General features: G+C 69.3%; 32 protein-coding genes and 1 tRNA gene. 10 read left to right on the top strand and 23 right to left on the bottom strand.

The features are described 5' to 3' along the window. Positions 1-19: 19 nt before the first annotated feature. The 18 genes from rplO to rplC all read right to left on the bottom strand — a co-directional run bounded on the left by rplO (position 20) and on the right by rplC (position 8818). Positions 20-469 carry a 50S ribosomal protein L15 gene (gene rplO / locus CBM981_RS08580; RefSeq protein ID WP_087068066.1) on the bottom strand — a complete coding sequence of 150 codons (450 nt, stop codon included), beginning with the start codon at positions 467-469 and terminating at the stop codon, positions 20-22. Positions 470-478: 9 nt separating this feature from the next. Then, entirely contained in the window at positions 479-1123 is a 645-nt protein-coding gene (gene rpsE / locus CBM981_RS08575; RefSeq protein ID WP_087068065.1) for a 30S ribosomal protein S5, read from the bottom strand. Between the two features lie 14 nt (positions 1124-1137). Next, complete coding sequence (rplR, locus tag CBM981_RS08570) at positions 1138-1503, bottom strand: 50S ribosomal protein L18 (protein ID WP_087068064.1); 366 nt, start codon at positions 1501-1503, stop codon at positions 1138-1140. Positions 1504-1535: 32 nt separating this feature from the next. Next, on the bottom strand, positions 1536-2075 hold the full coding sequence (gene rplF, locus CBM981_RS08565; RefSeq protein WP_087068063.1) for a 50S ribosomal protein L6: 540 nt from the start codon (positions 2073-2075) through the stop codon (positions 1536-1538). Positions 2076-2091: 16 nt separating this feature from the next. Beyond that, complete coding sequence (rpsH, locus tag CBM981_RS08560) at positions 2092-2493, bottom strand: 30S ribosomal protein S8 (RefSeq protein WP_087068062.1); 402 nt, start codon at positions 2491-2493, stop codon at positions 2092-2094. 19 nt (positions 2494-2512) lie between these two features. Then, positions 2513-3052 carry a 50S ribosomal protein L5 gene (rplE, locus tag CBM981_RS08555; protein ID WP_087068061.1) on the bottom strand — a complete coding sequence of 180 codons (540 nt, stop codon included), beginning with the start codon at positions 3050-3052 and terminating at the stop codon, positions 2513-2515. Positions 3053-3186: 134 nt separating this feature from the next. Continuing rightward, entirely contained in the window at positions 3187-3543 is a 357-nt protein-coding gene (gene rplX, locus CBM981_RS08550) for a 50S ribosomal protein L24 (protein ID WP_087068060.1), read from the bottom strand. Positions 3544-3545: 2 nt separating this feature from the next. After that, the gene (gene rplN / locus CBM981_RS08545; RefSeq protein WP_087068059.1) at positions 3546-3911 is read right to left on the bottom strand and encodes a 50S ribosomal protein L14; all 366 of its coding nucleotides are present in this window, start codon (positions 3909-3911) and stop codon (positions 3546-3548) included. A gap of 13 nt (positions 3912-3924) precedes the next feature. Then, on the bottom strand, positions 3925-4176 hold the full coding sequence (gene rpsQ / locus CBM981_RS08540; RefSeq protein ID WP_087068058.1) for a 30S ribosomal protein S17: 252 nt from the start codon (positions 4174-4176) through the stop codon (positions 3925-3927). A gap of 16 nt (positions 4177-4192) precedes the next feature. After that, the gene (rpmC, locus tag CBM981_RS08535) at positions 4193-4417 is read right to left on the bottom strand and encodes a 50S ribosomal protein L29 (RefSeq protein WP_087068057.1); all 225 of its coding nucleotides are present in this window, start codon (positions 4415-4417) and stop codon (positions 4193-4195) included. Between the two features lie 2 nt (positions 4418-4419). Further along, complete coding sequence (rplP, locus tag CBM981_RS08530) at positions 4420-4911, bottom strand: 50S ribosomal protein L16 (RefSeq protein ID WP_087068056.1); 492 nt, start codon at positions 4909-4911, stop codon at positions 4420-4422. 16 nt (positions 4912-4927) lie between these two features. Beyond that, positions 4928-5656, bottom strand: a complete 729-nt coding sequence (gene rpsC / locus CBM981_RS08525; protein ID WP_087069299.1) for a 30S ribosomal protein S3 — start codon at positions 5654-5656, stop codon at positions 4928-4930. Positions 5657-5675: 19 nt separating this feature from the next. Further along, the gene (rplV, locus tag CBM981_RS08520) at positions 5676-6029 is read right to left on the bottom strand and encodes a 50S ribosomal protein L22 (protein WP_006911273.1); all 354 of its coding nucleotides are present in this window, start codon (positions 6027-6029) and stop codon (positions 5676-5678) included. Positions 6030-6032: 3 nt separating this feature from the next. Further along, positions 6033-6308, bottom strand: a complete 276-nt coding sequence (rpsS, locus tag CBM981_RS08515; protein ID WP_006911786.1) for a 30S ribosomal protein S19 — start codon at positions 6306-6308, stop codon at positions 6033-6035. 35 nt (positions 6309-6343) lie between these two features. Further along, positions 6344-7207: a 50S ribosomal protein L2 gene (gene rplB / locus CBM981_RS08510; RefSeq protein WP_087068055.1), complete on the bottom strand. Its 864-nt coding sequence runs from the start codon at positions 7205-7207 to the stop codon at positions 6344-6346. 18 nt (positions 7208-7225) lie between these two features. After that, the gene (locus CBM981_RS08505) at positions 7226-7528 is read right to left on the bottom strand and encodes a 50S ribosomal protein L23 (RefSeq protein WP_087068054.1); all 303 of its coding nucleotides are present in this window, start codon (positions 7526-7528) and stop codon (positions 7226-7228) included. Continuing rightward, positions 7521-8156, bottom strand: coding sequence for a 50S ribosomal protein L4 (gene rplD / locus CBM981_RS08500; protein ID WP_087068053.1), 636 nt, complete (start codon positions 8154-8156; stop codon positions 7521-7523). Before rplD ends, CBM981_RS08505 begins: the two co-directional genes overlap by 8 nt. A 14-nt stretch (positions 8157-8170) precedes the next feature. Further along, positions 8171-8818, bottom strand: coding sequence for a 50S ribosomal protein L3 (gene rplC / locus CBM981_RS08495; RefSeq protein ID WP_087068052.1), 648 nt, complete (start codon positions 8816-8818; stop codon positions 8171-8173). A 526-nt stretch (positions 8819-9344) separates the two neighbouring features. Between rplC and CBM981_RS08490 the strand changes: the two genes are divergently transcribed. The 6 genes from CBM981_RS08490 to recA all read left to right on the top strand — a co-directional run bounded on the left by CBM981_RS08490 (position 9345) and on the right by recA (position 14927). Next, positions 9345-9809, top strand: coding sequence for an NAD(P)H-quinone oxidoreductase subunit N (locus tag CBM981_RS08490; RefSeq protein ID WP_087068051.1), 465 nt, complete (start codon positions 9345-9347; stop codon positions 9807-9809). A 40-nt stretch (positions 9810-9849) separates the two neighbouring features. Further along, complete coding sequence (locus CBM981_RS08485) at positions 9850-10887, top strand: LdpA C-terminal domain-containing domain (RefSeq protein WP_087068050.1); 1038 nt, start codon at positions 9850-9852, stop codon at positions 10885-10887. A gap of 14 nt (positions 10888-10901) precedes the next feature. Then, positions 10902-12581, top strand: a complete 1680-nt coding sequence (locus CBM981_RS08480; RefSeq protein WP_087068049.1) for an AAA family ATPase — start codon at positions 10902-10904, stop codon at positions 12579-12581. Between the two features lie 156 nt (positions 12582-12737). Next, positions 12738-12809 (top strand) — tRNA-Gln (locus CBM981_RS08475). 29 nt (positions 12810-12838) lie between these two features. Next, positions 12839-13600 (top strand): HAD family hydrolase, encoded by a 762-nt coding sequence (locus CBM981_RS08470; RefSeq protein WP_087068048.1) that lies wholly within the window; start codon positions 12839-12841, stop codon positions 13598-13600. Positions 13601-13718: 118 nt separating this feature from the next. Continuing rightward, complete coding sequence (gene recA / locus CBM981_RS08465; RefSeq protein ID WP_087068047.1) at positions 13719-14927, top strand: recombinase RecA; 1209 nt, start codon at positions 13719-13721, stop codon at positions 14925-14927. Between the two features lie 65 nt (positions 14928-14992). Here recA and CBM981_RS08460 read toward each other — a convergent pair whose 3' ends face one another. The 3 genes from CBM981_RS08460 to CBM981_RS08450 form a co-directional block, all read right to left on the bottom strand. Next, positions 14993-15343 carry a DUF1815 family protein gene (locus CBM981_RS08460; protein WP_087068046.1) on the bottom strand — a complete coding sequence of 117 codons (351 nt, stop codon included), beginning with the start codon at positions 15341-15343 and terminating at the stop codon, positions 14993-14995. A gap of 91 nt (positions 15344-15434) precedes the next feature. Continuing rightward, positions 15435-15677 (bottom strand): DUF2839 domain-containing protein, encoded by a 243-nt coding sequence (locus tag CBM981_RS08455; protein ID WP_087068045.1) that lies wholly within the window; start codon positions 15675-15677, stop codon positions 15435-15437. 47 nt (positions 15678-15724) lie between these two features. Continuing rightward, positions 15725-17203 carry a helicase gene (locus tag CBM981_RS08450; RefSeq protein ID WP_087068044.1) on the bottom strand — a complete coding sequence of 493 codons (1479 nt, stop codon included), beginning with the start codon at positions 17201-17203 and terminating at the stop codon, positions 15725-15727. 78 nt (positions 17204-17281) lie between these two features. On the opposite strand from CBM981_RS08450, the gene CBM981_RS08445 reads away from it, so the two are divergent. After that, a complete protein-coding gene (locus CBM981_RS08445) occupies positions 17282-18160 on the top strand; it encodes a prephenate/arogenate dehydrogenase (RefSeq protein ID WP_225867317.1) in 879 nt (292 codons plus the stop codon). Here the strand turns inward: CBM981_RS08445 and crtD are convergent. Continuing rightward, positions 18123-19664 (bottom strand): C-3',4' desaturase CrtD, encoded by a 1542-nt coding sequence (crtD, locus tag CBM981_RS08440; RefSeq protein ID WP_087068042.1) that lies wholly within the window; start codon positions 19662-19664, stop codon positions 18123-18125. The two genes, CBM981_RS08445 and crtD, sit on opposite strands and share 38 nt — an antisense overlap. A 37-nt stretch (positions 19665-19701) precedes the next feature. On the opposite strand from crtD, the gene CBM981_RS08435 reads away from it, so the two are divergent. After that, positions 19702-20613 carry a fructosamine kinase family protein gene (locus CBM981_RS08435; RefSeq protein ID WP_087068041.1) on the top strand — a complete coding sequence of 304 codons (912 nt, stop codon included), beginning with the start codon at positions 19702-19704 and terminating at the stop codon, positions 20611-20613. 34 nt (positions 20614-20647) lie between these two features. Here the strand turns inward: CBM981_RS08435 and CBM981_RS08430 are convergent, their stop codons facing one another. Next, positions 20648-21079: a CAAD domain-containing protein gene (locus CBM981_RS08430; protein ID WP_087068040.1), complete on the bottom strand. Its 432-nt coding sequence runs from the start codon at positions 21077-21079 to the stop codon at positions 20648-20650. Positions 21080-21148: 69 nt separating this feature from the next. On the opposite strand from CBM981_RS08430, the gene CBM981_RS08425 reads away from it, so the two are divergent. Together CBM981_RS08425 and moeB are read left to right on the top strand one after the other, a co-directional pair. Continuing rightward, the gene (locus CBM981_RS08425; RefSeq protein ID WP_225867316.1) at positions 21149-21583 is read left to right on the top strand and encodes a M67 family metallopeptidase; all 435 of its coding nucleotides are present in this window, start codon (positions 21149-21151) and stop codon (positions 21581-21583) included. Positions 21584-21624: 41 nt separating this feature from the next. Next, entirely contained in the window at positions 21625-22797 is a 1173-nt protein-coding gene (gene moeB, locus CBM981_RS08420; RefSeq protein ID WP_087068038.1) for a molybdopterin-synthase adenylyltransferase MoeB, read from the top strand. The last annotated feature ends 5 nt before the right edge of the window (positions 22798-22802 follow it).

The raw sequence follows: 22802 nt of genomic DNA, 5'->3' as shown, positions 1-22802 counted from the left end.
TGGCTGGCGCCGGGGGGAGTCAGATGACTTCGCAGCTGCCGCCTGCGGCTTCGATCTTGGCGCGGGCACTGGCTGTGAAGGCGGAGGCCTGCACGGTGAGTTTCACCGAGAGGTCGCCGTTGCCGAGCACCTTGAGGGGGTGCTTGGGGCTGGTCACGATGCCCTGCTTCACCAGGGAGTCAAGGTTCACGGTGCTGCCGGCGGTGCAGGCTTCGAGCTTCGCCACATTGATCACGGTGAATTCCTTGCGGTTCACCAGCTCAAAGTGCTTGAGCTTGGGCACGCGCCTGTAGAGGGGCATCTGGCCGCCCTCGAAACCGGGACGGGTGGGGCGGCCGGAACGGGACTTCTGGCCCCGCATGCCGAAGCCGCAGCTGGCCCCCTGGCCGGCGGCGATGCCGCGGCCCTTGCGCAGCTTGCGGCGCCGGGCGCCGGGGTTGGCTTGGAGAGATTGAAGAGTGATGCTCATCGGGAGGCCTCAGGAGTAGATCTGCTCAAGGGAGATGCCCCGCTCCTTGGCGGTCTCCTTGTGGGTGCGGAGCCCGGCGAGGGCCTCCATGGCGGCGCGTGCATTGTTGAGCGGGGTCTTGGACCCGAGGCGCTTGGCCAGCACGTTCTTGATTCCGGCCAGCTCGAGCACGGTGCGGATGGAGCCGCCTGCGATCACCCCGGTACCGGGAGCGGCGGGCCGGATCAGCACGCTGGCGGCGCCATCGCGGCCGTTGCTCAGGGTGGGGATGGAGTTGCTGCGGGTGAGAGGCACCTTGACCAGGTGCTTCTTGCCGTCGGCCACACCTTTGCGAACGGCACCGATCACATCGCCGGCCTTGCCGACCCCGACGCCCACCTGGCCCTTCTCGTTGCCCACCACCACGATGGCGCGGAAGCTCATCTTCTTGCCGCCTTTCACGGTCTTGGAGACGCGACGGATCTGGACGACCCGCTCCTGCCATTCGGAGTCGCGTTCCTGGCCGCGGCGGTTGTCGCGGCCCCGGCCACCACGGCGATCACCCCGGCCTTCGCCGCGGCCGCCTCGGCGCTCCTGCTGGCCATCCGCCGCCGCCGGGACGTCGGCTGCGGCTGGAACGGCGTTGGATTGAACTTGATCGTTGGTTTCGGTCATGGTGAAAGTCGGGATCAGAACTGAAGGCCCGCTTCCCGGGCGGCGTCAGCCAGGGCCTTGACCCGGCCGTGGTACAGGTTGCCGCCGCGATCGAAGACCACCTGGGAGATGCCCTTGGCCAGGGCACGCTTGGCCACGAGCTGGCCGACGGCCACGGAGGCGTCGCAGGTGCCACTTGCGGTCACGCTGGGACGCAGCTCCTTGTCCACCGTCGAAGCCGAGCACAGCGTGCTCTGGGCGGCATCGTCGATGACCTGGGCGTAGATGTGGTTGTTGGAGCGGAAGACGGCCAGGCGCGGACGGTCGGCTGTGCCGGTGAGATGGCGACGCAGACGGCGGTGGCGCTTCTGGGTCTGCTCTTTGCGAGAGGGGGATGACATGGCAATACAGGGTAACGACGCTCAGGCAGACCTCATTTCTTGCCGGTCTTGCCGGCCTTGCGCAGGATGCGCTCGCCCGCGTATTTGATGCCCTTGCCCTTGTAGGGCTCGGGCGGGCGGATGGCGCGCACCTTGGCGGCTTCGTTGCCCACCAGCTCCTTGTCGGCGCCGGAGACGAGCACGGTGGTGTTGCCCTCGACGGCGAAGGTGACGCCCTCCGGGGGCACCATCTCCACCGGGTGGCTGTAGCCGGCTGACACCACGAGCTTCTTGCCCTGGACGGCGGCGCGGTAGCCCACCCCGACGATCTCGAGCTTGCGGGTGTAGCCCTGGCTGACGCCCTCGACCATGTTGGCCACCAGCGTGCGGCAGAGGCCGTGGCGCTCACGGGAGCGGCGGCTCTCGCTGGTGGGGCTCACCACGATCGTGCTGCCCTCCTGGGCAACCGCCACCCCCTCGGGGAGGGTGCGGCTCAGTTCCCCCTTGGGGCCTTTGACGGTCACCGCGAGGCCGCTGAGGCTGACGGTGACCTTGTCGGGCAAGGAAATGGGGGCTTTACCAATACGTGACATGAGTCAATCTCCCTGATCAGTAGACGTAGCAGAGCACTTCGCCACCCACGCCCTGCTTGCGGGCGTCGCGGTCGCTCATCACACCTTTGGAGGTGGAGATGATGGCCACACCGAGGCCACCGAGCACCTTGGGCAGCTGGCGGTTGTTCTTGTAGATGCGCAGACCGGGCTTGCTGACGCGCTGCACGGAGCGGATCGTGGGCTGGCGGTGCTTGCCGCTGTACTTGAGTTCCACCACGAGGTGCTTCTGCACACCCTCGCCCTCTTCGCTGATGCCGGCGATGAAGCCTTCCTTCTGCAGCACGTTGGCAATGCTGCGGAGGAGGCGGGAGGAGGGGATACGGGTGGTCTCGTGATGCTTCTCACTCGCATTGCGGATGCGGGTGAGCATGTCGGAAATCGGGTCGTGATTGGCCATGGTCGGGTCCGAAGAGGGCTCAGTTGCTGCGGAACGGCATTCCCATCTCGCGGAGGAGGGCCCGGCCCTCTTCGTCGTTACGGGCGCTGGTCACGATCGTGACGTCCATGCCACGGATCGCGTCGATCTTGTCGAACGAGATCTCAGGGAAGATGATCTGTTCCCGAATCCCCAGGGTGTAGTTGCCACGTCCATCGAAGCTCTTGGGGCTCACTCCGCGGAAGTCGCGGATGCGCGGCAGGGCCAGATGGATCAGGCGTTCCAGGAACGCGTACATGCGCTCACCGCGCAAGGTGACCGCCACGCCGATGGGCATGCCCTGGCGGATCTTGAAGCCGGCAATGGCCTTCTTGGCCCTGGTCACCACCACCTTCTGCCCGGTGATGGTGGCCATCTCGGTGATGGAGGCCTCAAGAGCCTTGGCGTTCTGGGCGGCTTCGCCCAGGCCCCGGTTGACGGTGACTTTCACCACCTTCGGGACTTCGTGGACATTGGAGAGATTCAGATCCTTGAGGAGCTTGGGCTGAATCGTCTCCCGGTAGCGCTGTTTGAGGGACATGGCGGGGAAAGTGGTTGCGCTTCTGGGCGGGGTCAGAAGGCGGACGGGGGTTCGGAGATGAAAAGATCGCTGTAGGAGTTGGGCCTGACTTCACACCGTCCATGGATGGCGGGTGTGGTCAGAGCTGTGGGAATTCAGTCGAGGATTTCCCCGGTTTTCTTGAGACGGCGTTTCTTGGTGCCGTCGCTCTCCACAACGATCTCGACGCGGCTGGCCACGTTCTTGCTGGTGGAATACAGCATCACGTTGGAGGCGTGCAGGGAGGCCTCCTCGGTCACGATGCGACCTGTTTCACCCTCCTGGGTGGGTTTGACGTGCCGGGTGCGCAGGTTGATGCCTTGCACCACCACTCGGTTTTCGTAGGGCAGGGTGCGAAGAACCTCACCGGTCTTGCCCTTGTCCTTGCCGCTGATCACCTGCACGGTGTCGCCTTTGCGGATGCGCATCTTGGTGCGCGTAGCGGGCGTGGCTTTGGGGGTTGCGGTTGCCATCTTCAGATCACCTCCGGGGCGAGGGACACAATCTTGGTGAAGTTGCGCTCCCGCAGTTCGCGGGCCACCGGACCGAACACCCGCGTGCCCTTCGGGTTGTTCTCGTTGCCCAGGATCACCGCGGCGTTGTCATCAAAGCGGATGGCGTTGCCGGTGTCGCGGCGCAGGGTGGCCCTGGTGCGCACCACCACGGCCTTGACCACATCCGATTTCTTGACACCCATGTTGGGCATGGCGTCCTTCACGGCGGCCACGATGACATCGCCGACGTGGGCATAGCGGCGGTTGGTGCCCAGCACACGGATGCACTGGATGCGCTTGGCGCCGCTGTTGTCAGCGACGTTGAGAAACGTTTCCTGTTGAATCATCGGTCGTTCCTCTTCAAGTGGCGGCGGAGGTGTTGATCACCTCGGCCACGGTCCAGCGCTTGGTGCGGCTGAGCGGCCGGGTTTCGGTGATGCGCACGCGGTCGCCCACCTTGCAGTTGTTGTCTTCGTCGTGGGCCTTGTAGCGCTTGGTGCGGCTCACCGTCTTCTGGTAGATGGGGTGAGGGAAGCGGTTTTCCACCGCCACCACCACCGTCTTGTCCATCTTGTCGCTGACGACGGTGCCGACCCTTTCCTTGAGTGCCATGGGATCGAGGGGGGTATCAGGTAGCTGAAACAGCCTGGGCTGCGGAGGCCTGGCGCTCGTTCCGCACCGTGAGCAGGTGAGCCAGCTTGATGCGGGCTTCCTTGAAGCGGTGGGGATGTTCCAGGCGGCGCGTGGCCTGCTGGAAGCGCAGGTCGAACAATTCGCGCCGGGTGGCGTCGATCTGTTCGGTGATGTCACCGTCCGTGAGCTTGCGCACGTCGGCGATAGCAGGAAGGGCCATGGTCAGGACTCCACAGTGTTGGCAGGCTCGGCCGAAACCGAAGCAGCGGCTGCAGGGGTCTCACCACCGGCGACCGGCTGATCGTCGAGGGTGAGGAACTTGGTCTTCACGGGCAGCTTGTACTGCGCCAGGCGCATGGCTTCCCGTGCGATCTCGGGGGTGATGTCAGCCCCCCCCATCTCGAACAGGATGCGACCGGGCTTGATCACCGCCACCCAGAATTCCGGGTTGCCCTTGCCGGAGCCCATGCGGGTTTCCGCGGGGCGCATGGTGACGGGCTTGTCCGGGAAGATCCGGATCCAGATCTTGCCGCCCCGCTTGACGTAGCGGGTCATGGCGCGGCGGCTCGCCTCGATCTGGCGGGAGGTGATCCACCCGCACTCCTGGGCCTGCAGGGCAAATTCCCCGAAGGCAATGGTGTTGCCGCGCGTGGCGACACCGCGCATGCGGCCTCGCTGTTGCTTACGGAACTTGACGCGTCTTGGACTCAGCATGGTTCAGGCCTCCTGATCACTCCTGGTTCGAACGGTCTTCGAACTGTTGCGGCTGCCGGCTGGTCCGGCGGCGGGGAGCGGCGCCCACGGGCAGCTGCTCCTTCTGGCCCGGCAACACCTCGCCCTTGAACACCCACACCTTGATGCCGAGCACCCCGTAGGTGGTGCTGGCCAGCTTGGTGGCGTAATCGATGTCGGCGCGCAGGGTGTGCAGCGGCACCCGGCCCTCGCGCGTCCACTCGGTGCGGGCGATCTCGGCACCGTTCAGGCGACCGCTCACCTGGATCTTCAGCCCGAGTACGCCGGCCCGCTGGGCCCGCTGCACGGCCATGCGGATCACGCGGCGGAAGGCCACCCGCTTCTCGAGCTGCTGGGCGATGTACTCGGCCAGCAGGAAGGCGTCGGCATCGACGCGCTCCACCTCCACCACGTTGATGCGCACCTGGCGGTTCGCATCGCCCACGGTCTTCTGGATGCCGGTGCGGAGGTCTTCGATGCCGCTGCCCTGGCGGCCCACCAGCACACCGGGGCGTGCGGTCTTGAGTTCCACTTCGAGCTGGTCGGCCTTGCGGGCGATCAGCACGTCGGAAATGCCGGCGGCGCCGTATTTCTTGTGGATGAACTTGCGGATCCGATCGTCCTCCTGCAGGAGGGTGGGATAGGTCTTGCTCGGGGCGTACCAGCGGGAGCGGTGGTCCTGGGTGATCCCCAGGCGCAGGCCGGTTGGATGGATTTTGTGTCCCATCGGTTCGGTGTCCTCGGGGTCAGGCGGAAGGGGCCACAGCAATGCTGATGTGGCAGGTCTGTTTCTTGATCGCGTAGGCGCGACCCTGGGCGCGGGGCCGGTAGCGCTTCATGGAAGGGCCCATGTCAGCGCTGGCGGTGGTCACCACCAGGCTGGCCGGATCCATGCCGAGGTTGTGCTCGGCGTTGGCCACGGCGCTGCGCAGCACCTTGGTGATGGGCCCGGTGGAGCGGTAGGGCATGAACTCGAGCATGATCAGCGCCTCGCGGTAGGTGCGGCCGCGGATCTGGTCGAGGACACGACGCACCTTGCTCACGGAGCCGCGGATGTAGCGGCCGTGGGCGAGGGCCTGGTTCGGAGCGGTGTTAGCCATAGATCATCGGCCTCCCTTTTTGTCCTTGATGTGGCCCCGGAAGGTGCGGGTGGGGGCGAATTCCCCGAGCTTGTGGCCCACCATCTGTTCGGTCACGTAGACCGGCACATGGGATTTGCCGTTATGGACGGCAATCGTGTGGCCGATCATCATCGGCAGGATGGTGGAGGCGCGTGACCAGGTCTTGATCACGGTCTTGTCGTTGGCGGCGTTCTGCTTCTCAACCTTGCGAAGCAGGCTGTCGGCGACAAACGGACCTTTTTTGAGTGAACGTCCCATAGCGGTTCAGGAAGCGGGCAAAGCGGTGTGGTTCATCAGGAATCGCGTCCGCCTCGGCTCCGCTTGGAGGTGCGGCGGCGTTTCCGGAGCACAAACCGGTTGCTGGGCTTGTTCCGCTTGCGGGTTTTGAGGCCGAGGGCCGGCTTGCCCCACGGGGTGACGGGGCCGGAGCGGCCGATGGGGGCACGGCCTTCGCCACCACCGTGGGGGTGGTCGCAGGGGTTCATCACCGAACCGCGCACCTCGGGGCGGCGGCCCAGCCAGCGCTTGCGGCCGGCCTTGCCCAGGCTGGTGTTGCGCACCTCGGAGTTGCCCACCTCCCCAAGGGTGGCGTAGCACTCACGGCGCACCAGCCTCACCTCGGTGGAGGGCAGCTTGAGGGCGACGTAGTCCCCTTCCTTGGCCATCACCTGGGCGCTGGCACCGGCGGTGCGCACCATCTGGCCACCGCGGCCGGCGTAGAGCTCCACGTTGTGAACGCTGGAACCCAGGGGGATGGCCGAGAGCGGCAGGGCATTGCCGTTCTCGATCGGGGAGTCGGGCCCGGACACCACCTCCTGGCCGATCTCGATGCCCGCGGGGGCCAGGATGTAGCGCTTCTCGCCGTCGACGTAGAAGAGCAGGGCCAGGCGGGCGTTGCGGTGCGGGTCGTAGTGGATGGCCGCCACCTTGGCTGCCACGCCGTGCTTGTCGCGACGGAAGTCGACGAGGCGATAGAGGCGCTTGTGACCGCCGCCGCGATGGCGGCAGGTGATCACACCGCGGTTGTTGCGGCCCTTGCGGCGGTGCTTGGCCACCACCAGGCCCCGCTCCCGTCCGCGGCCAGTGACTTCGGTGAAGTCACTGGCGACACGGGTGCGGGTGCCGGGGGTGGTGGGGCGGTAGTTACGGATTGCCATGTGGTTGTAGACCCCTCCTCAGGACTCAGGGAACAGCTGGATGGCGTTGCCCTCGGCCAGGCGCACCACGGCTTTCTTGACCTGGGCGCGCTTGCCGGCGAAGCGGCCGACGCGGCGGCTGCGACGCGGCGGGTTCATGGTGCTGACGCCCACCACCTTCACATCGAACAGGCTTTCGATGGCCGCCTTGATGTCGGGCTTGGCGGCCCGGTGGTCCACCTCGAAGGTGTACTGATTCAGTTCGAGGGCACGGGTGGCCTTCTCGGTGATCAGCGGCCGGCGGATCACATCCGCGAGCCGGCCTGCAAAACGTTCAGCCATCGCCGTAGACCTCCTGAATCTTCGCGAGTGCCTCCTCGCTCACCACCAGCTTGCTGGCGTTGAGCAGGTCGAACACATTGAGCTGATCGGCGGCGATCAGCTTCACCTTCTCGAGGTTCCGCACGGACTTGCGTACGGCTTCGGAAGCGTTGTCGAGGATCACCAGCACCTTGGCGCCGGCCTCGATGCCGAAGCGGGCGAGGGCTGCGCTGACCTCCTTGGTTTTCGGCGTCTCCAGACCGGTGCCGAACCCCTTCACCACGGTGATGTCCTCCACGCGGCTCATCAGGGCGGTGCGCAGGGCCAGGCGACGCTCCTTGCGGTTCATCGCCAGGTTGTAACTGCGGGGCTTGGGCCCGAACACCACGCCGCCGCCCGGGCGCAGGGGGGTGCGGATCGAACCCTGGCGGGCCCGGCCGGTGCCCTTCTGCTTGTAGGGCTTGCGGCCACCACCGGCCACCTCGGCCCGGGTGAGGGTGCTGGCCGTGCCCTGGCGGGCGTGGGCCAGCTGCCGCACCACGGCACGGTGCACCAGGTCGGTGGCGGAGCTTGTCTTGGCGACCTTGAGGTCGAGGTCGGCCTTGCCGGCCTCCTTGCCCTGCCAGTCGCGAATCACACAGTGAGCCATGTTGTCGGTCCTCCTCAGTTCCCGGCCTTGGCGCCCACCCGGTTGGCCGGGCGGATGTTGAGCAGCGCGCCGGGCTTGCCGGGCACCGATCCCTTCACCACCAGCAGATTCCGCTCGGTGTCCACTTTCAGGATCACCAGGCCACGGGTGGTGGTCTGCTTGCCGCCGTAACGGCCGGCCATCCGCTTGCCGGGATAGACCCGGCCCGGGGTGGTGCCAGCGCCGGTGGAACCCGGCTCACGATGGTTCTTGGAGCCGTGGGTCATCGGGCCGCGGCTGAAGCCGTGGCGCTTCTGGTAGCCCGCGAAGCCCCGGCCCATCGTGTCGCCGCTCACATCGACCTTCTGGCCGGGCTCGAAGGCGGCGACGGTGACGGCACCGCCCAGCTCGAGACCATCCAGGCTGTCGACCCGGTATTCCTTGAGATGGCGGAGCAGGTCCTCACCGGATTTGGCGAGGTGGCCCTGGGCAGGCTTGTTCACGAGCTTTTCGCGAATGTCGCCAAAACCGAGCTGCACGGCGGTGTAGCCGTCCGTGTCGGTGGATTTGAGTTGGGTGATGCGGCAGGGACCAGCCTCGATCACGGTGACCGGGATGGACTTGCCCGCCTCGTCGAAGAACTGGGACATGCCCAGTTTCTTCCCAAGAATGCCGATGGACATAGGAGGGGAGTCAGCGCCAGCTGGACCACCGGGGGTACCGGTGAAGCCGATGCAGATGCCTGAATGTCGTGCTGTGCCGTGTCGTCCATTCCGGATCCGGGCTCTGCGGTCGGCGTCGGCGACGACCCCGGCAGAGCTCGGAACCCTGAAGAGAAATCCAGGGCGCTAGCAGACAGACCCGAGGATCTGATCAGCGCGGCTGGGACTTGCCTGGACCGGACGGACCGTCTCCTGGGAGAGATCAGCGCGTTCAGGCAGTTTCCCGGCGACGAGACAGAAGCTTTTCCAGGGTCGTCAGGGCCGAAGCGAAGACGTTGGAAAAACCCGTGCTGCCGCGCAGGCCGTGGAGGCCGCCACCACTGGCGACCTGGTGCGAGGTTCTGGAGGCCCGGCTAGCGGTCGGGCACAGATTCCAAGCACAGCTGACAACCATACCCCACAGCCTTCCCCCTCCCGGTGTTGTCCCCAGGGAACGTTCCCCATCCCCGGGAAGCTGGCAGACTCGCCCCACCGCGTCACCATCACCATGCCGCTGCTGTTGTCTGGTCGGGGATTTCGACAAGACCTCGAGCGGGCCGGTGCCCTGGCTCTGTTCGCTCCGTTGGAGGGGGGGGCGGAGACCCGGCTGATGCGGCGCCTGCGGGCCGCCGGCTACCGCGCCCAGATCACGTCCGCCCGCGGCCTGGGCGACCCCGAGGCCTTCCTGCTCCAGCTGCATGGAGTCCGTCCTCCGCACCTGGGCCACCAGAGCGTGGGACGCGGCGCCGCCGTCGGAGAGGTGCACCGCGTGATGCCGCAGCTGGGCAGTCTGCTGGAGGGCGACCAGCCCATCCTGCTGTGGCTGCTGGAGGGGCAGGTGCTCTCCACGGCGGAGCTCAGCTCCTTGGTGAAGCTCACCCAGCGGGAGGCCCGCCTCAAGATCGTGGTGGAGATGGGCGGGGCCCGGGAGCTGCGCTGGCAGCCCCTGGAGGCCGTGTTGGCCGCCGCCTGAGGCGTGCTGCGCCACGCGTCTGCGGGAGGGATCCGCGGCGATGACGCCTGAGACGGCCCTGCGCTGCGGCAGCTGGGTGAAGTGGATCGCCGGTGCCAGCAATCACGATCTGGCCGCCATCGAGGACCTTGCCGGCCTCTACGCGCTCGCCGGAGTGCATTGCCTGGATGTGGCGGCCGACACCGCAGCCGTGGCCGCTGCCCGCCGCGGCATCGCCTGGGCCGAAGGCCATGGGGCCGAACGTCCGTGGCTGATGATCAGCCTCAGCGACGGTGAGGATCCCCACTTCCGCAAGGCCTGGTTCGATCCGGGGCAATGCCCGCCCGCCTGCCCGCGCCCCTGTGAGCGGGTCTGCCCGGCCCTCGCCATCGGCGTTGGAGCCACCGGTGCCGCCGGGGTGCTGGAGGAGCGCTGCTACGGCTGCGGCCGCTGCCTGCCGGCCTGTCCGCTGGGCCTGATCGAGGAGCGTGGCCGCGTGCTCCCGGCAGCGGCGGTGCCTGCGCTGTTGCGGCAGCTGGCTCCCGATGCGGTGGAGCTGCACACCCAGCCAGGACGTCAGCAGCCCTTCGAGCAGCGGCTGGAGCAGCTGCGCCTCAGTGGGGTCCCGTTCCGCCGGGTGGCGGTGAGTGCCGGCCCCGAGGTGGCCGAGCAGGAGCTGTGGCAGCGCTACCGGGCCCTGCGTGCCCATGGACTGGCGCCGCTCTGGCAGCTGGACGGCCGGCCGATGAGCGGGGATGTGGGTGATGGCACCGCCCATGCCGCCGTGACCCTCCTGCAGCGCCGTGGCCGCCGGCTGCCGCCCGGCCCCCTGCAGCTGGCCGGCGGCACCAATGCCTCCACGCTGCCCCTGCTGCAACGCCAGCCTGCGCTGGCGCGGCTCTGCGCCGGCGTCGCCTTCGGCGGCGTGGCCCGGCGCTCCCTTCAGCCGCTGCTGCAGGAGGCCCAGCGGCGGGGTGTGTCCCTGCTGGCGGCCTCGGAGCTGTGGCCCCGGGCCCTGAAGCAGGCGCGGGGTCTGGTGCTGCCCTGGCTAGAACGAGGCCACCCCAGGCCGTTGCGGTGCCGTCCCCCGAGCCCCTGATCCCTCCCCCTCCCATGGCGGCCGAGCTGCCGGCCACGGGGACGCCCCAGGCCATCAGCGACGACCTCGACCGGTTGTTGGCGGTGCTCCCCGCTCCGGTGCGGGCGGCCCTCGCCAGTGCGGAGAGCCGGGCCCACCTGCTGGAGGTGGTGCTGGACCTGGGCCGGCTGCCGGAGGCCCGCTACCCGGGCCGGGCCTCCCTGCTCGGCGATCGGCCGGTGGAGCGCAGCGATCTCGATGCGGTGGTGGACCAGCTGGGCGCCTTCGGCGCGGACAACCGGGCCGGCATCGCCTGCACCCTGCACCGCATCAGCGCGATCCGCAACCGCACCGGGGCCATCGTGGGCCTCACCTGCCGCGTGGGCCGGGCCGTGTTCGGCACGGTGGTGATGGTGCGCGACCTGCTCGATTCCGGCCAGTCGCTGCTGCTGATGGGCCGCCCCGGGGTGGGCAAGACCACGGCCCTGCGGGAGATCGCCCGGGTGCTGGCCGACGATCTCGGCAAGCGGGTGGTGGTGATCGACACGAGCAACGAGATCGCCGGCGATGGCGACATCCCGCATCCCGCCATCGGCCGCGCCCGCCGCATGCAGGTGGCCAGGCCTGACCTGCAGCACGAGGTGATGATCGAGGCGGTGGAGAACCACATGCCCGAGGTGATCGTGATTGATGAAATCGGCACGGAACGGGAAGCCCAGGCGGCGCGAACCATTGCGGAGCGGGGCGTGATGCTGGTGGCCACGGCCCACGGCAACGAGCTCACCAACCTGATCAAGAACCCCACCCTCAGCGATCTGGTGGGGGGGATCCAGTCGGTCACCCTCGGGGATGAGGAGGCGCGGCGGCGGCGCACCCAGAAGACCGTGCTGGAGCGGGCTGCCGAGCCCACCTTTCCCCTGGCGGTGGAGATGCACAGCCGCCATCGCTGGCTGATCCACCGGGATGTGGCCCAGACGGTGGACGGGCTGCTGCGGGGCCAGGCCGCCAGGCCCCAGGTGCGGGAGCTGGGGCCGGATGGACGGTTGCAGCTGCAGGAGGACCTGCCCCCCCGCCCCCGTTCCATCGCCAGGCCCCTGTCGCCCCGAGCCGCCGCAGCGCCCGGCGTTCCGGCCCCTGCCGCCAGCCCCCCTGCCGCCAGTGCTGGGGGCGGGGCGCCCCCACCTGAGCCTTCACCTGCGGCTCCGCCACCTCCTCCAGCCACCGCGCCCCCGCCGTTGCGGGTCTACGGCGCCGGCATCAGCCGCAGCGCCCTCGAGCAGGTGGTGCGGGCCCGGCAGATGCCCGTGGCCGTGGTGGGCAGCGTGGAGCTGGCTGACGTGGTGCTCAGCGCCCGCCAGCAGCTCGGCCGCGACCCCCACGTGCGCCGTCTGGCCCAGGATCTGGGCCTGCCGATCCTGGTGATCAAGAGCAGTGCCATGCCCCAGTTGCAGCGGGCCCTGGAGCGGCTGCTCGCCCGCCACCGCCCCCTGGAGCCCCCCTCGCCGGCCCCCGAGGGCGATGACACCCTGGCGGCCCTGGAGGAGTGCCGCCTGGCGGTGGAGCACGTGGTGCTGGCCCAGGGCCAGCCCGTGGAACTGCTGCCCCGCAGTGAACGGGTGCGCCGCTTGCAGTGTGAGCTGGCCAGCCGCTACCGGGTGCGCACAGCCGTGTTCGGTCCCAGCGGCGATCAGCGGCTGCGCCTGTTCCCGGCCTGAACGGGCTGGGCTTCACGGCGGCTGGTGATTGACGAAGGACCGGACGCTGTGGGTAACTATCTAGGCAACGGCGAGCGCCGCTGCGGGATCCGGTCTCACCAGCTGGGTTTCCCCCTTTCAGGAGCTGCTGCCCCGGCAGCCTGACTCCACCGACATTGGGCCGTCGCCAAGTGGTAAGGCAGCGGGTTTTGGTCCCGCCATTCCTAGGTTCGAATCCTAGCGGCCCAGTTTTTCCCCAGCACTCTGGGAGCCCTGCCGTGACTGGGAACTCCCCCGCCGCTCCCCTGGTCGTCTTCGACTTCGACGGGGTGCTCGTGGACGGCATGGCCGAGTACTGGTGGGCCGCCCGGGCGGCGGCCCTGCAGCTGGCCCCCGCCATCGCGCTGCCCGAGCAGGCGCCTGCCGCCTTCGCCCGCCTGCGTCCGCTCATCCACAAGGGATGGGAGATGGTGCTGATGGCGGCGGAACTCTCCCGTGCGGACCTCGCCCTGGAGGACCTCCTCGCCCACTACAGCCAGCGGCTGCCCCAGCTCCTCGCCCGCTGGGGCTGGAGCGCGCCGCAGCTGCAGCAGACGCTTGAGCAGGTGCGATCCCGCGCGATCCGCGCGGACCTGTCCGCCTGGCTCGCCCTGCACCGCTTCTATCCCGGCGTCGTGGAGCGGCTGCGGCGGCTGGACGGCGACGGCGTCGCCTGGATGGTGCTCACCACCAAGGGCAAGGACTTTGCCCACCGGATCCTGCAGGCTGCCGCCCTGGAGCCCTCGGCCCTGCACGGCCACGAACAGGGCAGCAAGCCCGAGGTGCTGCGGCGGCTGCTCGTCCGCCATCCCCGCCTGTGGTTCGTGGAGGACCGCCGCCCGACCCTGGAGCGGGTGCGCGCCGATCCGGCCCTGACGGCCGTGCGCTGCTTTCTGGTGAGCTGGGGCTATCTCGGTCCGGCGGATGGCGTCGATCTGCCCGACGGGATCCACTGGCTGGAGCCGGAACGCTTTGCCGGCCCCCTGGCGCAGTGGCCCTGACCCGCTAGGGTACGTACGTACTAGGCGCGATTGAGACGCTGGTCTCGTTTGGTGGTACTGACTTCCCGGCGGCCGCAGGATGGCTCTGCGGCCCGATTCACCCTCCGTTTTCCTCCCCATGCCTGCTGATTCCAAGGCCGCTTCCTTCGCCACGACCGGTGCCGCGGCCTCCTCTTCCGCCGATGCCCGTGCCGCGGCGGAGCGGGACAAGGCCCTGGGCCTGGTGCTCAACCAGATCGAGCGCAACTTCGGCAAGGGCTCGATCATGCGCCTCGGCGATGCCTCCCGCATGCGGGTGGAAACGATCTCCACCGGTGCCCTGACCCTCGATCTGGCCCTCGGCGGCGGCTATCCCAAGGGCCGGGTGGTGGAGGTCTACGGCCCGGAGAGTTCCGGCAAGACCACCCTCACGCTCCATGCCATCGCCGAGGTACAGAAGCGCGGTGGCGTGGCGGCGTTCGTGGACGCTGAGCACGCCCTCGATCCCGTCTATGCGGCCGCCCTGGGGGTGGACATCGAAAACCTGCTGGTATCCCAGCCGGATACGGGCGAAATGGCCTTGGAGATCGTCGACCAGCTGGTGCGCTCCGCCGCCGTCGACATCGTCGTGGTCGACTCGGTGGCGGCTCTGACGCCCCGGGCCGAGATCGAGGGGGAGATGGGGGATCTGGCGGTGGGCAGCCAGGCCCGTCTGATGAGCCAGGCCATGCGGAAGATCACCGGCAACATCGGCAAGTCCGGCTGCACCGTGATCTTCCTGAACCAGCTGCGCCAGAAGATCGGCGTCACCTACGGCAGTCCGGAAACCACCACCGGCGGCAATGCGCTGAAGTTCTACGCCTCGGTGCGCCTCGACATTCGCCGCATCCAGACGCTGAAGCGCGGCACCGAGGAATACGGCATCCGCGCCAAGGTGAAGGTGGCCAAGAACAAGGTGGCCCCCCCGTTCCGGATCGCCGAGTTCGACATCCTGTTCGGTCGGGGCATCAGCACCCTGGGATGCCTGCTCGATCTGGCCGAGGAAACCGGTGTGGTGATCCGCAAGGGCGCCTGGTACAGCTACGAGGGCGACAACATCGGCCAGGGCCGCGACAACACCATCACCTGGCTGGAGCAGAATCCGGAGCAAGCTGCCGAGATCGAGCAGCGCACCCGGCGCAAGCTCACCGAAGGTTCGGAGGTGACGGCCAATTCGATGAAGCCCCTGGCTGCGGCGGCCAAGGCTTCAGCCAGCACGGCGTCCGCCGTTGAGGGATCGGGCATGGCAGCTGCTTCCGGGGGCGATGCTGGGGCCAGCCCAGCCGGTGCTCTGCCGGTGGCCGGATGACAGCCGGGCGCGGGTGGCAGGTCAGCCTCACCGGCTGTCTGCCACCGGAGACAGGGGGCCGGCCTTCAGGGGGTGATCGACGGCGCTGCGGGAGCAACGTCCTGGCTGGGGGCACTCTGGAGCACCTGTGCCACTCGCTGGAGTTCCTGGATGGCTTCGGCTCCTTCCAGTTTCACCAGCTCATGGCCGTTGCGGGATTCAACCCAGCTGATGCCGAAGTCGGAGACCAGAAACCGCACCATGTGGTTGGTGCCCAGGTTGGCGACGAAGGAGGCACCGTGACCATCGCGGCCATCGCCGCAGCTGTAACAGGTGGCGGCCATGCCGCGGCTCTGGAGGCTTGTGGCCAGGGCCTCAAGGCTCATCACCAGATCGTGGACAACGGAGCGGTACTGCTCCGCGAGCCGGGGAAACATGGGTCTAGCGCCAATAACTACGGATCCTAAGCATTTCTTCCGTTTTCTGTGGGTATGAATGCCTAGTTCCGGACCTGGCCCCGGACCTGGGTCAGCCGTCCGCCAACGTCCACCATCCCAGGGCCGGACCCAGGAAGCGCACCGTGAGCCAGAACAGCACGAGGGCCGCGATGCCGATCCAGGCGCCCCTGGTGGTGATGGACACGAACCGGTCGGCCTGGGGGCGGGTGAGGGGCAGCCACGGGGCGATCCGGGGCGAGGTGTCGCCGTCTTCGGCACGCTTCGGTCCCTTGGGGGGAAGGCCCTGGATGGTGCGGCGGCGTGCTTCCCCCATCGGTCGTGCTCCGGAACGGCTTTCACCGGCTCAGGCTAGGTGGGGGGTTACGGCGGCAACAGCTGACGGAGGTTCACCCATGGCTCCAGGGCCCCGAGCACCTGGCGTCCCCAGCTGCGGCCGCGCAGCCTGCCATCCAGGATGGCCAGTCTTCCTCCCTGTCCCCGCAGGCCGGTGATGGCCAGTTGCAGGCGGGTGAGCCCGTCGGGCAGCAGCCGCTCCCGGAACCAGTCACGGCCCTGGCGCCGCAGGGCCAGCACCTGGGCTGCCGTGAGCGGATCCTCCAGGCTGGCGATCGGCAGCAGACCGACCACGATCTGGCACGGCAGGGGCAGAAGGCCCTGGTGGTCCAGCCACCAGCTCCAGCGCGCGCAGATCACCCCGTTGGATTCAGCCGTGCTGCTCTCGTGCACCACCCGACTGCCGAACTCGGCGGCCAGGCCGCTGGTCAGGGAGAGACGCAATCCCTCATCGTCGATGAGGATGAGGCTGAGCCCTGCCTGCCCCAGCACAAGGCGGCGGCACTGGTCCAGCAGGTGCTCGCCGTAGCGCGGGCTGTTCGGCAACGGTTGGCGGAGGGGGGCGTACACCGGCAGCGGATCGGACAGCGGCGTATCGCCCAGATCCACGCAGACGTTCGGGATGAAGCCCAGGCCGGCATCCCCGTTGCCGGTCAGCTGCGTGCTGGATCCGGCCAGTTCCGCCACCAGCACGGCGCCGCGACCCTCGAAGAGACCGTTGAGCAGGTGCAGCGGCTCGAGCGGCTGCCGATGCAGGCTCCAGACGAGGGCCGGACCCTGGTGCTGGCAGGCGGCTTCCAGCGCGGCCCAGCTCACCCAGGCGTCTCCCCCGCTGGCCTGCCATCGCTGCCAGGGTTCCGGCAGCGGCTGGAAGAGGCCGAGCAACTGCCGCAGCGGGGCCTCGTCTTCCGGCGCGAGGGGCAGGGGACGGCGATCCCCCCCGGGGTGGGCCATCACCTGCCGGCTCAGCCGTCCGTGCAGCTCCGCCAGCGCCGGAGCGGCAGCGGGGTGGGCGCGGGCCAGTCGGTCCCAGTCGGCTCCCACCAGTCTCATGGCCAGGCCGGCCCGGAGCCGGGCATCGAGCTGCTCGGCTTCCGGGATCACCAGCTGCCGCCCTCCCAGGGTGCCCCCGCGCCAGGCCTGCAGCAGCTCCTCCACGCTGAGCAGCCACAGCCGGGCACCCTCGGAGCCGGGCCCCTCATGGCAGGGCAGGGCCAGGCCAGCAGCCGCCAGCCGGGGCAGCTCCACCTCCAGCAGCCGCTGCCGCAGGCCCGGGCTCAGCACCAGCGCCACCGAAGCTTCGCTCAAGGCCAGCGGCACCAGCAGGCCCAGCAGCCAGCCAGGGCCGCTGCCCGGCGTGAGCCTCACCAGGGTGTGATCGCAACGCCGCAGGCTCCGAGCCACCAGCCGACAGAGGCTGAGCTGATGGGGCCAGGCGTCCTGACTTCTGCGGCCCTCCCTGCGGAGCAGGGCCTTCAGCTGGTGATGGGCATGGGCCTCGAGCATCCGCCGCCGTCAGCCGGGGCCTGAATCGTACGAAGCTGGCCCGGTGGCACTGCAGCCGTGATGACAACACCACCGTTGGTGAGCCCCCCCTTGGTGCCGGCCCGGCTGGAGGGTCCCATCGGCATCGTGGGCCTCGGCCTGATCGGAGGTTCCCTGGGCCTGGATCTGCAGGCCCGGGGGATGGAGGTGCTGGCCCTGGTGCATCGGCAGGCCACCGCCGAACGGGCGCGGCAGCGACGCCTGGCCACGCACGTGAGCCTGGATCCCGCCATCCTGCGGGGCTGTGCCCTGGTGGTGCTGGCCCTGCCGCTCGACCGGCTGCTGGCGCCGGAGCCCGCGCTTGTGCAGGCCATTCCGGCGGAAGCGGTCGTCACCGACGTGGGATCCGTGAAGGCACCTGTGCTGGAGTGCTGGACGCCGCTGCACCCCCGCTTCGTGGCCGGCCACCCGATGGCGGGAACCGCTGCGGCCGGCGTGGAGGCTGGGCAGCCGGGGCTGTTCCGCGGTCGCCCCTGGGTCCTGACCCCAGACCCCCCCACCGATCCGGCAGCGCTCGATCAGGTGGTCAGCCTGGCGGCGGCGGTGGAGGCCCGCTGCCTGGTCTGTCCCGCGGCGGAGCACGATCGCGCCGTGGCCCTGATTTCACACCTGCCCGTGCTGGTGAGCGCGGCGCTGCTGCAGGGGGTGGATGACGCGGCCCGCCGGCAGGGGGGCGGCATCCCCGAGCTCGTGCGGGCCCTGGCCTCGAGTGGCTTCGCCGATACCAGCCGGGTGGGAGGGGGTAACCCGGAGCTGGGCACCTTGATGGCCCGATGCAACCGGGAGGCGCTCCAGGATGCGCTCGCCGCCTACCGCCGCAGCCTCGAGCAGCTGGAGCGGCACCTGGCCCAGGAGAACTGGAGCGCCCTTCAGGAGGAGCTCAGGGATTGTCAGCAGTTGCGTCCGGGCTTTCTCTGAGCGTCAGCTCCCGGCCCTGGCGCGCCAGCAGCTGGCGGCTGGCCATCAGGGCGGAGAGGGTCACGCCGGCGGTCCCCTCGCCGGGATAGATGGCATCGCCGCAGAGCCAGAGGCCCTCCAGCGGAGTTCGGCTGGCCAGGCCGAAGGGACCGAAGCTGGAGGGCCTCTGGCCCAGGCCCCCCACGAACCCGAAGGGCCTGCCGGTCCACCGGGCGAAGCCCCGGGGTGTGGCCAGTTCCAGGTGCCGCCAGGCCGAGGACGGCAGACCGAGGTGATGCTCCACCCCCCGGCGGATGCCTGCCATGGCCCGGGCCTTGGCGGCCCCATAGGCGGCGGGAGTGAGGGCGAACCAGGGCCGTGCCTCGGTGAAGACACTGGCGATCAGGGTGGCCTCACCCTCCGGTGCCCGGCCGTCTCCAGGCCTGCTCACGGACAGGAACAGGGAGCCCGGGGCATCCCAGGCGATCTGGAGGTGGCTGGGGCAGTCGGCCGGCAGCGCAGCGCGCTCCACCGCCGCGTAGAGCACGAGCGCGCCGGACGGGTCCGGCAGGCGGGTGAGCCGGCGGTGGTAAGCGGCCGGCAGCCCCGCGGGACCCACCAGATCCGGCAGGCTCTGGGGCGGAATCGCCAGCACCACATCCGCGGCCTCCCAGCAGCGCTCTGCGGGGCCATCGCGGCCGGGGGCCCGGGCCCGCACGGCCCATCCGTGGTTCCGGCGCTGCAGCTGCACCACGCGGTGACGCAGGCGGAGCTGGCCACCGGCCCTCGCCAGGGCTGCCTCCAGGGCGGTGCTCAGCACCTGCATCGACCCCTGCAGATGCCAGAGCCCCAGCGGGGCCTGGGCCATGGCGAGCACCGTGGCCCCATAGAGGGCCGCCGTGCGCTCCGCCGGTTCCTGGGAATAGAGCCGCAGCTGCAGATCGAGGAAGTGCCGCAGGCGCCCATCCCCCCCGCAGCCGCAGAGCTGCAGCACCTGATCGATGCTGGCTGAAGCCAGCAGACCCGAAGCCAGGTTGGCCGGTCTGAGGGCCCCGAGCAGCCGGCGCAGATCCCAGAGGTTGCGGGGGGGCAGCACCGGATCGCGGGCGGCGAACTCCCAGTTGGCCTGATGCAGGGCAGCGCACAGCCGCCAGAACGCCCCGCTGCCAGGAAACTGGCGCTCCCGTTCCTCGTGCCAGCGCGCCGGGTCCCGCCAGAGGCGCACCGGTGGGCTGCCATCCGCCAGATCCACCACACAGGCGGGATCGAGGGGGCTGGCCGCAGGGATGGGCAGGCCGAGATGGGCCAGGATCCGGGCGTGGCTCCCCCCCGGCTCCAGGCCCGCCACCTGGGTGGCCCCCACATCGAAGACATAGGGCCCGCGGCGGAAGGTGCCGGCACAGCCACCGGTCTGGCTGTGGGCTTCCAGCAGCTCCACGCTCAGGCCGGCATCCGCCAGCAGGGCAGCGGCGGTGAGCCCGGCGACGCCGGCCCCGACCACCACCACATCCACGCTCTGCCCCATGGCGGCATGCTGGCAGCCAGGAGCGCGCCATCGCGACATGTCCGGTCTTCCCCTCGAGGCGCTGTCGGAGTGGCTGCTGTCCCGTCTGGGCAGCCAGGTGCACCGTGCGGTGCCGGTGGGAGGGGGGTGCATCCATCAGGCCTGGCGCCTCAGCTGCGCGGATGGCCGCACCCTGTTCGCCAAGAGCAACCGGGCCGGAGCCCTGCCGATGCTGGAGGCCGAAGCCACGGGACTCGAGGCCCTGGCGACCTGGTCGCCGCCGGAGCTGCTGGTGCCCCTGCCCCTCGCCTGCGGCGTGGTGGGGGATCGGGCGGTGCTGGTGCTTCCGTGGCTATCCCTGCAGGGCGGTGGGGCCGGCTGGGCCCTGCTCGGCCGGGGGCTGGCGCGGCTGCACAGGAACAGCCTGGGGGGCCACGCCGGGTGCGGATTCGGCTTCCCCGCCGACAACTTCATCGGCTCGGCACCCCAGGCCAACGGCTGGCGACCCTGCTGGGCTGACTTCTTCGCGGAGTGCCGGCTGGCCCCTCAGTTCGCGATGGCGGCGGCCCGGGGTGAGCCCTGCAGCGGGGCGGCGGCCGTGATGGAGGGCGCCCGCCGGCTGCTGCGGGACCATGCCTGCGACCCCGTGCTGGTGCACGGGGATCTGTGGACTGGCAACGCCGGTGTGATGGAGAACGCCGCGGCCCTGTTCGATCCGGCCTGCTACTGGGGCGACCGGGAAGTGGATCTGGCCATGGCCAAGTTGTTCGGTGGCTTCCCCGACGAGTTCTTCACGGCCTACCAGGCGGAGTGGCCCCTGCCGGCAGGAACCCAGCCCCGGATGGAGCTCTACAACCTCTACCACCTGCTCAACCACGCCAACCTCTTCGGCGGCGGCTACCGCCGCCAGGCGGAAGCCTCGATGGCGAGGCTTCGGGCCATCGGCGGGGGCGGGGGCGGGGCCGGCTGAGCTGAAGAGCAGCGCAGTGCTCAGCCCGCGGTGCTCAGCCCAGGTACTCGCTGCGGAGGTTCTGCAGCCTGTTCACCACGGCGGAGCGCTTCTCGCTGGTGGTGAGGTTCTTCCAGCTCCACTGCCCGACAATGACCAGCCCCAGGAGCTCCAGCAGGCCAGGCACGATCGGCAGCAGGTTGATCGTGTCGAGAACGCCCTTGATCAGGATCTGGGCCACGATCACCACCAGCAGGATGCCGACCGCCTTGCCGATCCGCCCCATCTGGGTCCAGTCCACCTGGCCCAGCGTCTGGTTGATCTGCCCCAGGATCTCGCTGTAGCGCTCCTTGATCTCGGCTGCTGTCTGGGAAGCGCCGGCGGTGCCGGATTCCGTGGCGGTGGCGCCGAACGCCGCCGTGCCGGCGTCGCTGGCCTGCTGCGTGGTGTCGCCGGATTCGACCGTGGGGGTGGTGGTGTCGTTCATGACCTGCGCAGCGCTCCGGCTCACAATGCTCCATAAAGTATCGGTGTGCCCTCCACCGCGCCAATCGCCTTGGGCGTTGATCCCGACCTGCTCACCGTGCTGGTCAGGCTCCTCACCTGTGCGGCTCCGGACGAGGGCTGTGCCCTGCTGCTGGGGCGCCGGTTCCCGGCCGCGGCGATGGATGGGGGCTCCCTGTGGCATCTGGAGCGGGTCTGGCCCTGCCTGAACGTCTGGCCGCGGCCAGGGGAGCGGGGTCATCGCTTCGCCATCGATCCCAGGGAACAGCTCGTGGCCCAGCGCTGGAGCCGGCCGCGGGGGCTGGCGGTGCTGGGAGCCGCCCACAGCCATCCTGCGGGGCCGGCGCGGCCGTCGCCCACCGATCGGGCTCTCACCCTGGCCCCGGCGCTGATGGTGATCGTGGGCAGGGATGGTGACCCTTGCGCCTGGTGGCTGGAGGAGGGGGAGGCCCCACCCCGGCCGCTGCCGTGGAGAATGGGTGATTGATCCGGTCCGCGGCCCGAGCTGCCGCGGCCACGCTCCTGCCGATGCTTCCCCCCGACACCACTGGCGTCCAGCTCAGCTCCGATGAGGTGGCCCGTTTCTCGCGCCATCTGATCCTGCCGGAGGTGGGCATGGAGGGGCAGAAGCGCCTCAAGGCGGCCTCGGTGCTCTGCGTGGGAACGGGCGGCCTGGGTTCCCCCCTGCTGCTCTATCTGGCGGCCGCGGGGGTGGGGCGGATCGGCATCGTCGATTTCGACCTGGTGGACCACTCCAACCTGCAGCGCCAGGTGATCCACGGCACCAGCTGGGTGGGCAAGCCCAAGATCGAATCGGCCAAGGCGCGGATCCACGAGATCAACCCCCACTGCCAGGTGGATCTCTACGAGACGGCCCTCACCAGCGAGAACGCCCTGGCGATCATCGAGCCCTACGACCTGGTCTGCGATGGCACCGACAACTTCCCCACCCGCTACCTGGTGAACGACGCCTGCGTGCTGCTGGGCAAGCCGAACGTGTACGGCTCGATCTTCCGCTTCGAGGGCCAGGCCACCGTGTTCAACCTCGATGCCGAGAGCCCCAACTACCGCGACCTGTTCCCCGAGCCGCCGCCGCCGGGCATGGTGCCCTCCTGTGCCGAAGGCGGTGTGGTGGGCGTGCTGCCCGGGATCATCGGCGTGATCCAGGCCACGGAGGCCGTGAAGATCATCACCGGCATCGGCACCACCCTCAGTGGCCGGCTGCTGCTGTTCGATGCCCTGGCGATGAAGTTCCGGGAGCTGAAGCTGCGGCCCAACCCGGAGCGTCCCGTGATCGACAAGCTGATCGATTATCAGGAGTTCTGCGGTGTGGGCGGCAGCGCCCCCGGCCAGGAGGAGGCGGGTTCCGTTCCCACCATCACGGTGGCTGAGCTGAAGACCGTGATCGACGGCCGGCTGGAGGAGATCCTGCTGCTGGACGTGCGCAATCCCCAGGAGGCCGAGATCGCCGTGATCCCCGGATCCGTGCTGGTGCCGCTCGATCGGATCGAGAGCGGTGAGGCGATCGAGGATGTGCGACGGCTGGCCGAGGGCAAGAAGCTCTACGTGCACTGCAAGCTGGGCGGCCGCAGCGCCAAGGCCCTGCTGGCCCTGGGGCGCCATGGCATCGAGGGCGTGAACGTGAGCGGGGGCATCGACGCCTGGAGCCAGGAGGTGGATCCCTCGGTGCAGCGCTACTGAGCTGG

The organism is Cyanobium sp. NIES-981, from assembly GCF_900088535.1.
GTDB lineage: Bacteria > Cyanobacteriota > Cyanobacteriia > PCC-6307 > Cyanobiaceae > NIES-981.
The sequence above is the reverse complement of the archived record's forward strand: the minus strand, read 5'-3'. Positions and strand labels throughout refer to the sequence as shown.